The organism is Streptomyces sp. NRRL S-118 (assembly GCF_000716335.1).
Taxonomy (GTDB): Bacteria; Actinomycetota; Actinomycetes; order Streptomycetales; family Streptomycetaceae; genus Streptomyces.
This window is the reverse complement of sequence record NZ_KL591028.1, coordinates 175,491-183,611: the sequence shown is the minus strand read 5'-3', so window position 1 is coordinate 183,611 and position 8,121 is coordinate 175,491. Positions and strand designations below refer to the sequence as shown.

Below are 8,121 nucleotides of genomic sequence, written 5' to 3'. Positions count from 1 at the left end.
GGCATGGCGCCGATGACAAGCGCTGCCGCGGTCGCCGGCCTGCGCGCCGCACTCGACCTGGACAGCGCGCACCTGTTGGTGACCGGGCTCCCCACGGTGCCCACTCCTCCGCCGCCCGCGCGCACAGGTCCCCCCGCACCCGTCGGACCGTCCGCGGCCACGCCCGCTCCCGCGGCCACACCTCCGGTGCGGCGGGGGCCGGCGAGCGGACCGGGCGCTCGGGCAGACGTTGCGGGCACGCCCGACGCTCCGGGCGCTGCGGGCGCTCCGGGCGCTGCGGAAGCGGCGAGCGCCCTGCACGGCGACACGCCCACGACCGCCTGCGGGGGCGAGGTCGTGCGCGGCATCACGGATTCCTCCGGCGTCACCGTGCGCGTCCGGAAGCTGCTGGCCGAGGCCCTGCACCGGGCCCCGGAGGACATCGCGGACGACGCGCACTTCCTCTCGCTCGGCCTCGACTCGCTGACCGCCGTGGACCTCGCCCACCGCCTGGAACGCGAACTCGGTCTGCCCCTGTCGGCGACGCTGCTCTTCGAGCACCGCACCCTCGGGGAACTGACGGCGCACCTGGCCGGGGAAGCCTCCCGCGCGCCTCTGGACGGACAGGCTCCGCCGGCGCGGCAGGCCGCCGGCCTGCCAGCCCCGGCCGCGGGAAGCGGTCACGGCGCCCCCTTCCCGCTGACGCCCGTGCAGCGGGCGTTCCATGCGGCGGAGGCGCTGCACGAAAGTGTCCCCGCCTTCGGCTACGTACGCCAGACCGTGCGCGGGCCACTCGACGCCGGGCTCCTCGGCCGGGCGCTCGGCCTGCTCGCCGCCAGGCACCCCATGCTGCGGATGCGGTTCGCCCGGGAGGGCACGCCCCCGCTCCAGTACGTGGCGCCGGCCTCCGCGGCCGGCCCCGTGCCGGCCTGGTACGAGGTGCGGGAACCGGACGGCAGCACGGGGCCGATGCCCCAGGGGGTGCTGCAACGCCTCGAACGGGAACTGTGCAACCGCCCGTTCGACCTCACCACCGAGGACCCGGTACGCGTGGTCCTCGTACGGGACACCCCCGGGCTCGCCCACGTGCTGATGGTCGTGCACCACGCCGCCGTGGACGGCTTCAGCCTCAACGTCCTCGGCGAGGACCTCTGGTCCCTCTACGCCGGCCTGGCCGGCTCCGGCGCGCTGCCCGAACCGCCGGCTCCCGAGGCGGAGTTCTCGCGGTACGCCGCCCTCCTCGCCGCCGACCGCGACACGGCGGGATTCGCGAACGACCAGCGGTACTGGCGTCAGCGCATCGCCGCACACGCTGCGCTCCCCGGCGTACCCGCACTGCCGTACGAGGGTGACGCCGACGGGTCTCCCGGGCCGCTCCTCCTCCACCACTCCACCGGTGTCGGGGCGGAGGACTCCGCGGCCCTGCGGGACGTCGCCGCAGCGCACGGCGTTTCGCTGTTCCACCTGATGCTCGCCGTCCACGTACGGTGCCTGGCCCGGTGGAGCGGCAGGCGGGCCGTCGCCGTCAACGTCGCCCGCGCACGCCGTGAGGTCCGGCTGCCGGGCATCGAGCGGCTCGTGGGACCACTCGCGGACACCTTGCCGGTGTTCGCGGACGTCGACCCGGAGGAGCCGGTCACCGCCCTGGCACAGCGGCTACGCCGGATCTGGCGCGAGGCCGAGGCGCACGCCTCCCTCAGCAGCCCGGATCTCGCCCGGTTGCTGCCCGCCGGGGGAGGGGGCACGCGTGTGCTCGCCGAATCCGGGTTCAGCTTCTCCCGATTCCCCGTTTCCCGCGGCGAGGACTGGCCCGTCACGGTGGCGCCGACGGCGGCCGCGACGGGTTCCGCCGCCACCCGGCTGAGCCTGCTGTGCTGGGAGGCGGACGGCGAGCTGAGGTTCTCGTGGAACTTCCCCGCCCGTCTCCTCGGCCCGGCCACGGTCGAGCGCCTCGCCGGGGAACACCTGGACGAAGTGCACGAGATCGCCGCGGGACGGCGGGCCGGAGGCGACGGGATCGTGCGGCGGCTCGTCGCCGGGTTCCGTGCCACCCCCGGGACCGTTGCGGTGGATTCCGGGGAGGCCACGCTCACGTACGGCGAGCTCGACGCGGCGTCGGCCGCCCTCGCCGCCCGGCTGCGCGCCGAGGGGGTACGGCCCGGGGACCTGGTCGGACTGCTGACCGAACCGGGCGCGGACGTCGTGGTGGGCGTCGTCGGCATCCTCCGGTCGGGCGCCGGTTGGGTGCCGTTGGACGCCGCCTACCCGGCCGCCCGCCTGCAGGACCAGGTCAGCCGTACCGGCGCCCGGGTCGTCGTCTGCCACGCCGCCACGCTGGATGCGGCAGCGGCGCTCGGCGGTGTCGTCACGGTCAGGGCCGACGCCCCCGCGGGGGATCCGCTCGCCCCCGCCCCGCCGGCGCCCCCGCACGATCCGGACGCGGTCGCGTACGTGATCTTCACGTCCGGATCCACCGGCCGTCCCAAGGGCGTCCCGATCACCCACCGGTCGATGGCCGGCTACCTCGACTGGGCCCTCTCCGCCTTCGGCTACGGTCCGGGCGACCGGCTCGTGCAGACGGCCTCCATCTGCTTCGACGCGTCCGTACGGCAAGTACTCGCGCCGTTGCTCGCCGGGGCCACGGTCGTCACGCTCCCGCGGGACCTCGTGCGCGACCCCGAAGCACTCCTCGACCACGTGGTCCGCGAACGTGTCACGGTGTGGAGTTCGGTTCCGACGCTCTGGGAGCGGCTGCTGTCCGCGGCCGAGGCCCGGGCGCGCCAGGAGGGAACGGCCCCGGACCTGTCGGCGTTGCGCTGGGTGCACGTCGGCGGCGAGGCGCTGGCCGCGGCGCATGTCCGGCGCTGGTTCGACCTGCTCGGCACCGGCCGGGCCGGCGACCGGCCGCGCCACCGGATCTCCAACCTGTACGGGCCCACCGAGGCCACCATCAACGCGACCTGCCACATCATCGACGCCCGCCCCGCCGACGACGTCCGGCGACTGCCCATCGGCCGGCCGGTCGGCGGGACGGACCTCATGGTCGTCGCCGCGGACGGCAGCGCGTGCGCCCCGGGCGAGGCGGGTGAACTGCTCATCGCCGGCACCGGTCTGACCCCTGGGTACCTCGGGGACCCCGAACTCACCGCGGCCGCCTTCGTCGAACGGGACGGCCGCCGCTGGTATCGCAGCGGCGACCGGGTCCTCCGACGGGCCGACGGCGTCGTGGAGTTCCTCGGCCGCCTCGACGACCAGGTCAAGGTCCGCGGCCACCGGGTGGAACCCGGCGAGATCGAGGCCGCGCTGCTCGCCCACCCCGGGGTGGCGCGGGCTGCCGTGCTCCTCCTCGACGGCCGGCTCGTCGCGTACGTCGAACCCCGTCCGGGCGGAGCGGCGCCCGACCCCATCGAGGTACGGGCTTTCCTGGGCGGCACACTGCCGTCGTACATGCTGCCCGGCCGGATCAAGGTGCTGGGCGCGCTTCCGCTGACGGGCACCGGCAAGATCGACCGCCTGCGGCTCGGGCGCGACACGCGGCCGGAGGAACCGGGCGGGGCACCCGATCCACGGGCCGGCGAAGCCGGGGCGACCGACGCGCACGCCGGCGCAGCCGGGGCACCCGATCCGCGAGCCGACGAACCCCCGGGAGCCGACCCGCAAGCCGGGGAGGCCGGGTCCCACGTCCCGCAGGCCGGCGAAGCCGGGGCACCCGACCCGCGGGCCGGCGGGTCCGGATCGCCGTCTCCCGCCGCGGGCGTGGGCGGGCGGCCGGGGAACATGCCGTCGACCGCCACCGAGCGAGCCCTCGCCCGTGTCTGGGCGGACCTGCTGGAGACACCGGACGTGCGCGCCGAGGACGACTTCTTCGCCCTCGGCGGAGACTCGATCCTCGCCCTGGAACTGTTCGCCCGCCTGCGTGAGGAGTTCCCGCTCCTGCCGCGGCCCACCGCCGTGTTCACCCACAGCACCCTGCACACCCTGGCCGCCGCCATCGACACGGTGGCGCAGGACGGGCCCCTGCCGGACCTCGCTGAGGCGCCGGGAGCCGCCACCACCGTCGCGCGGGGCGCACAAAACGACGCCGCGCCCTACCCGCTGACGCCGACGCAGCGCGGGTTCCTGCTCGCCGAGACGATCGCGCCCGGGTCGACGTCCGCCTGGCTGGCCCGGTTCCGGCTCAGCGGGCCGCTGCGCCCCGACGTGTTCCAACAGGCCGTGGACGTGCTGGTGGTGCGGCACCCCATGCTCCGCACCGTCTTCCCGGCCGGCGCCCGGCCCCCTGTCCAGCAGGAGCTCCCCGCCTCGCTGCGGCTGCCCGTCGACTGGGAGGCCCTGCCCACGACGAACACGCGGGAGGTGCTGGAGCAGCGGGTCGCGCAGGAGGCACGGCGCGTCTTCGAACCGTGGGCATGGCCGCTGATGCGCCTGAAGCTGTTCCGGGTGGGCCGGGACGAGCACGTGCTGGTCGTGCATGCGCACCACCTCATCGGGGACGGCTACAGCGCGGCGTTGCTGGCGGGGGAACTCCTCACCGCCTACGACCGGCTCGTACGCGGCCTGCCCGACGGGCTGCCCCCGACGGGCGGCACCTTCCGCGACCACGCCCTGCGCCTCGCCGCGGGTCCGCGCGCGCAGGGTCCCGAGGCGGAGGCGTATCGCGCGGTCCATGACGCTCCGTACGCGCCGCCCGTCCTCCGCCCGGCCGCTGCCTCCGGCGGTGACAGCGACAGCGACGGCGCCCGGGCCTTCCGGACCACCGGTTTCACTCTCGACGCCGCGTCGGCGCGGGGGCTGCGACGGCTCGCCCGTGCCGCCGGGACCACGCCGTACGCGCCGCTCCTCACCGCGTACTACCGGGCCCTCACCGGTCTCGCCGACCGCCGCGACCTGGTCCTGGGGCTGGCCGTGACGGGACGCGACCACACGACGGCCGGAGCCCGCGGAGTCTTCGGACCGTTCGCCGAGGCGGTGGCGCTCCGCCCGTCGCCTCCCGCGTCCGCGGGCGACCCGCCGGGCCGGACGCCGCCGTTCGGGGAGGACCTGCGCCGGATCGCCGCCGAGACGATCGTGGCCAGGCGGTACGGGCCCATGGACGCCCGCACGCCCGCCGGGCTGCCGCGGACCGCCCAGTTCTTCTTCACGTTCCTGGACTTCTCCGCTCTCGGCCGGCCCGGCGGCGGGACGCTGCACCTGCGGGAGGACGACGCCGACACCGCGCTCGCCCCGCCACCGGTGGGCACCGACGTCTTCGTCGCCGTCCGCCCTGCGGACGACGGGCTGCGCGTCACCGTGCGGGCCTCGGCGGCCGCGCTCACCGCGGAGGGGCTGAACGGTTTCGCGGACGCGGTACGGGGCGAGCTGGAGCAGGCGCTGCTCCACGACGCCGCGGAGGGGGCAGGGCCCGGCCCGGAAACGCCCACCGCGGCGCACCTCATCACCACGGCCGCTCCCGCCACGGCCGCTCCCGCGAGAGCTCCCGCCACGGGCGCTCCCGGCACCGGCCTCGACGCGGCGCTCGTCGGGTACCTGCCCGCGCCGAGGGACGTGGCGGCCTTCGCCGGACTGCCGGAAGGCACCCTCCCCCGCGAAGAGTTGCGCACGCTCCTCTTTCCGGACGGCCGCGCCCGGCTGCTGGAGGAGACCACCACGCCGCTCGGCACGTCGGGGTTCGTCTGCCTGCCCCTGTTCGCCGACGAACTCGTCCCGGGAGGGCTCCTTCCTCCGGGCAGGGGCCTTGCCGAGCTCTCCGCACGCGCGGTGGAGCACGCGGCGTCACTCGGGGCGCGCTCGGTCTCGCTGGCCGGCGTGATCCCGTCGCTCACCGGCTACGGTTACGACGTCCTGCGGGAGAAGCGCGCAACTCCCGCCGTCTCCGTCACCACGGGCCACGCGATGACGACCGTCTCCGTGGTGAAGACCGTCCACGCGGCGCTCGCGGGGACCGGCCGTGGGCTGCACGGCAGCACCGTGGCCTTCGTCGGCTGCGGATCCATCGGCATCTCCTCACTGCGCCTCCTGCTCGCCCGTAGTCCCCGGCCCCCGGCCCGGTTGGTCCTGTGCGACGTCCCGGGCAGCGGCCCACGGCTCCGCCGGCTCGCCGCGGAACTCGCGTCACACGTCCCGGGCGACCGGATCACCGTCAGCGAGTCCGCACCGACGCTGCCCGGCACGGTGTACGAGGCGGACGTGCTCGTCACCGCGGTCAGCGGAGCGGCCGCGGTGATCGACGTCGACCGGCTGCGGCCCGGCACGGTCGTCGTCGACGACTCCTTCCCGCACTGCTTCGACACCGAGCGGGCCCTGCGGCGGATGCGCGACCGGCGTGACGTGCTGATCGTCGGCGGTGGACTCCTCACCGTGGGCGCGACCGGCACCGGCGTCCCGGAGGACCTCTCCGCTCTCGCCGGAGTCGCGGACGCGGCGCGCGCCACCCGGATCGGCCTGCCCGGCACGATGGCTTCCTGCCGGCTGGAGTCACTGCTCCACGCACACCTCACGGCCCCTCACCGTGCGTCGCCGTCCGGGACCGCCGCTCCCCCGCTCATCCACGGTCTGGTCGATCTGCCGCACGCCCTGGAGTACTGGGACGCGGCGGAGTCGGCCGGACTCCGCGCCGCGCCGCTGCACCTTCTCGAACACGTCGTGGATCCCGGCGTACTCGTCGGTGTACCCCGGGAGGGGTGAGGGGCGGGGCACGGCTCGGCGCGGCATCGCCGTGTTGCTCCTCACAGACGCGGCCGGCCCTGGGACGAGGGGCAGGCGACCACCGTCTGGGAGGGCATGAACGACATGACCGATGAGGACATCGTCCGTGCGGTGCGCGGCATCGCCGCGAGGGAGGCCGCGCGCGAGGCACTGGCCGCACGGGTGACCGCGCTGCGTACCGCCACGTCCGCCGAGGAACTGGCCGAGCGCGACCGCTGCGGCAACGCCATGGCCGACGCCGATACGCGGATCCTGCTGGAGTCGATCGAGGTGCTCGAACGGCTCGGTATGACCGCCGCTGCCATGGCCTGCGCCCATGTCGCCCGGGAAGAGGGCATCCTCCCGCCTCCCTGACTGGCGCAGGCCAGGGGCGGACCGCGCCGCGTGCGCTCGGGGCCGGACGGGCGGCACCGCCCCGCGTGCGCTCCGGGCCCGACCGGCGCGCCGGCGCGGTCGGCGGGCGGTCACGTCCGGCGTGCCCGCGAACGGCCCTGCCTCAGCCGATCCGCTCGGCAGCATCCAGGAGATCGGGGTGCAAGCGGCTTCCGGCGTCGAACAGCTCGACGCCCAACAGCCGCCCCCGTGCGTCGAAATCGAGCACCGCCGTGGTGCCGTCCCCGGCCACCACCTGCTGGACGGCCTCGCCCGGGTCGATCCTGTCGACGAGGTGGATGTACGCCATGTTCGCCACGGCGTCGTACGTGACTCGCATCGTCCTCCGTAGGGTTCACCCTTTTCGGCGGGGACCGGTTCCCGCGCCCGCGGGGCAGGTTACCTGGAACGATGGTTGCCTTGGCCTGGTCATGGCGACCGGGGGTCCTGGCGACCGGGTCATCGCGGGGCGCGGCACCGTCGTCCGCGCGCCCGCGTGCCTGCGCTCCCTAGGAGGCGGACGCCCCGGCCACGGGCTCGGAGGAGACCAGGACGCCGATCTTGTCGATGCGGTGTTCGGGATTGCCGCGGTCGTCGCGCCAGAAGTTGCCGACGGCGTTGTCCTCGGGCGTCGCACAGGTGGAGACCGTGATCATCGCCCTGGTGGGCTTCTTACCCGGCTCACCCGGGACCGCGGCCCGCTGCTCGGCCAGGGAGCGCTCCGACCGGAAGGAGGTCTTCCTGGTCTCCGTGACGCGGTACTCGTGCACCATGCCGCCGGCCGTGACGAAGACGGAGTCGCCGTTGTCCAGGGACGGGAGGTCGCGCAGCGGCCCACCCGCCGAGAGCCGGTGCGCGGTGACCAGGTAGTTGCCGATCTCGCCGGGGCCGACGCCTCCCTCGGCTCCGTACGGGCTGGCGGCGTGACCCTTGTTCTGGATCCGCGTGCCGGGCCAGTCGTCGGTGGTGCCCTCGTACGGGACGACGCGGAGGTCCTCCAGACCTATCTCGGGGATGGCGAGGACGGCGGGGCGAGTGCGTGCGCTGTCTCTTATACACATCTCT

4 protein-coding genes are annotated in these 8,121 nt (G+C 75.3%); 2 read left to right on the top strand and 2 right to left on the bottom strand.

Annotation, left to right across the window (positions count from 1 at the left end; genetic code table 11):
- Positions 1–345 precede the first annotated feature (345 nt).
- Entirely contained in the window at positions 346–6,663 is a 6,318-nt protein-coding gene (locus tag IH00_RS39635; RefSeq protein WP_420710955.1) for an amino acid adenylation domain-containing protein, read from the top strand.
- Positions 6,664–6,759: 96 nt separating this feature from the next.
- Positions 6,760–7,038 (top strand): hypothetical protein, encoded by a 279-nt coding sequence (locus tag IH00_RS0132430; RefSeq protein ID WP_031079661.1) that lies wholly within the window; start codon positions 6,760–6,762, stop codon positions 7,036–7,038.
- 142 nt (positions 7,039–7,180) lie between these two features.
- Here IH00_RS0132430 and IH00_RS0132425 read toward each other — a convergent pair whose 3' ends face one another.
- Positions 7,181–7,396, bottom strand: coding sequence for a DUF2283 domain-containing protein (locus IH00_RS0132425; protein ID WP_031079660.1), 216 nt, complete (start codon positions 7,394–7,396; stop codon positions 7,181–7,183).
- A 169-nt stretch (positions 7,397–7,565) separates the two neighbouring features.
- Positions 7,566–8,121: class E sortase (locus IH00_RS0132420; RefSeq protein WP_234335037.1), on the bottom strand; the 556-nt coding region annotated here is incomplete at its 5' end.

What these genes read in the sequence shown, in the direction of transcription:
- IH00_RS0132425 (WP_031079660.1), bottom strand. Translation starts at nt 7,396, where the DNA reads ATGCGAGTCACGTACGACGCCGTGGCGAACATGGCGTACATCCACCTC.
- IH00_RS0132430 (WP_031079661.1), top strand. Translation starts at nt 6,760, where the DNA reads ATGAACGACATGACCGATGAGGACATCGTCCGTGCGGTGCGCGGCATC.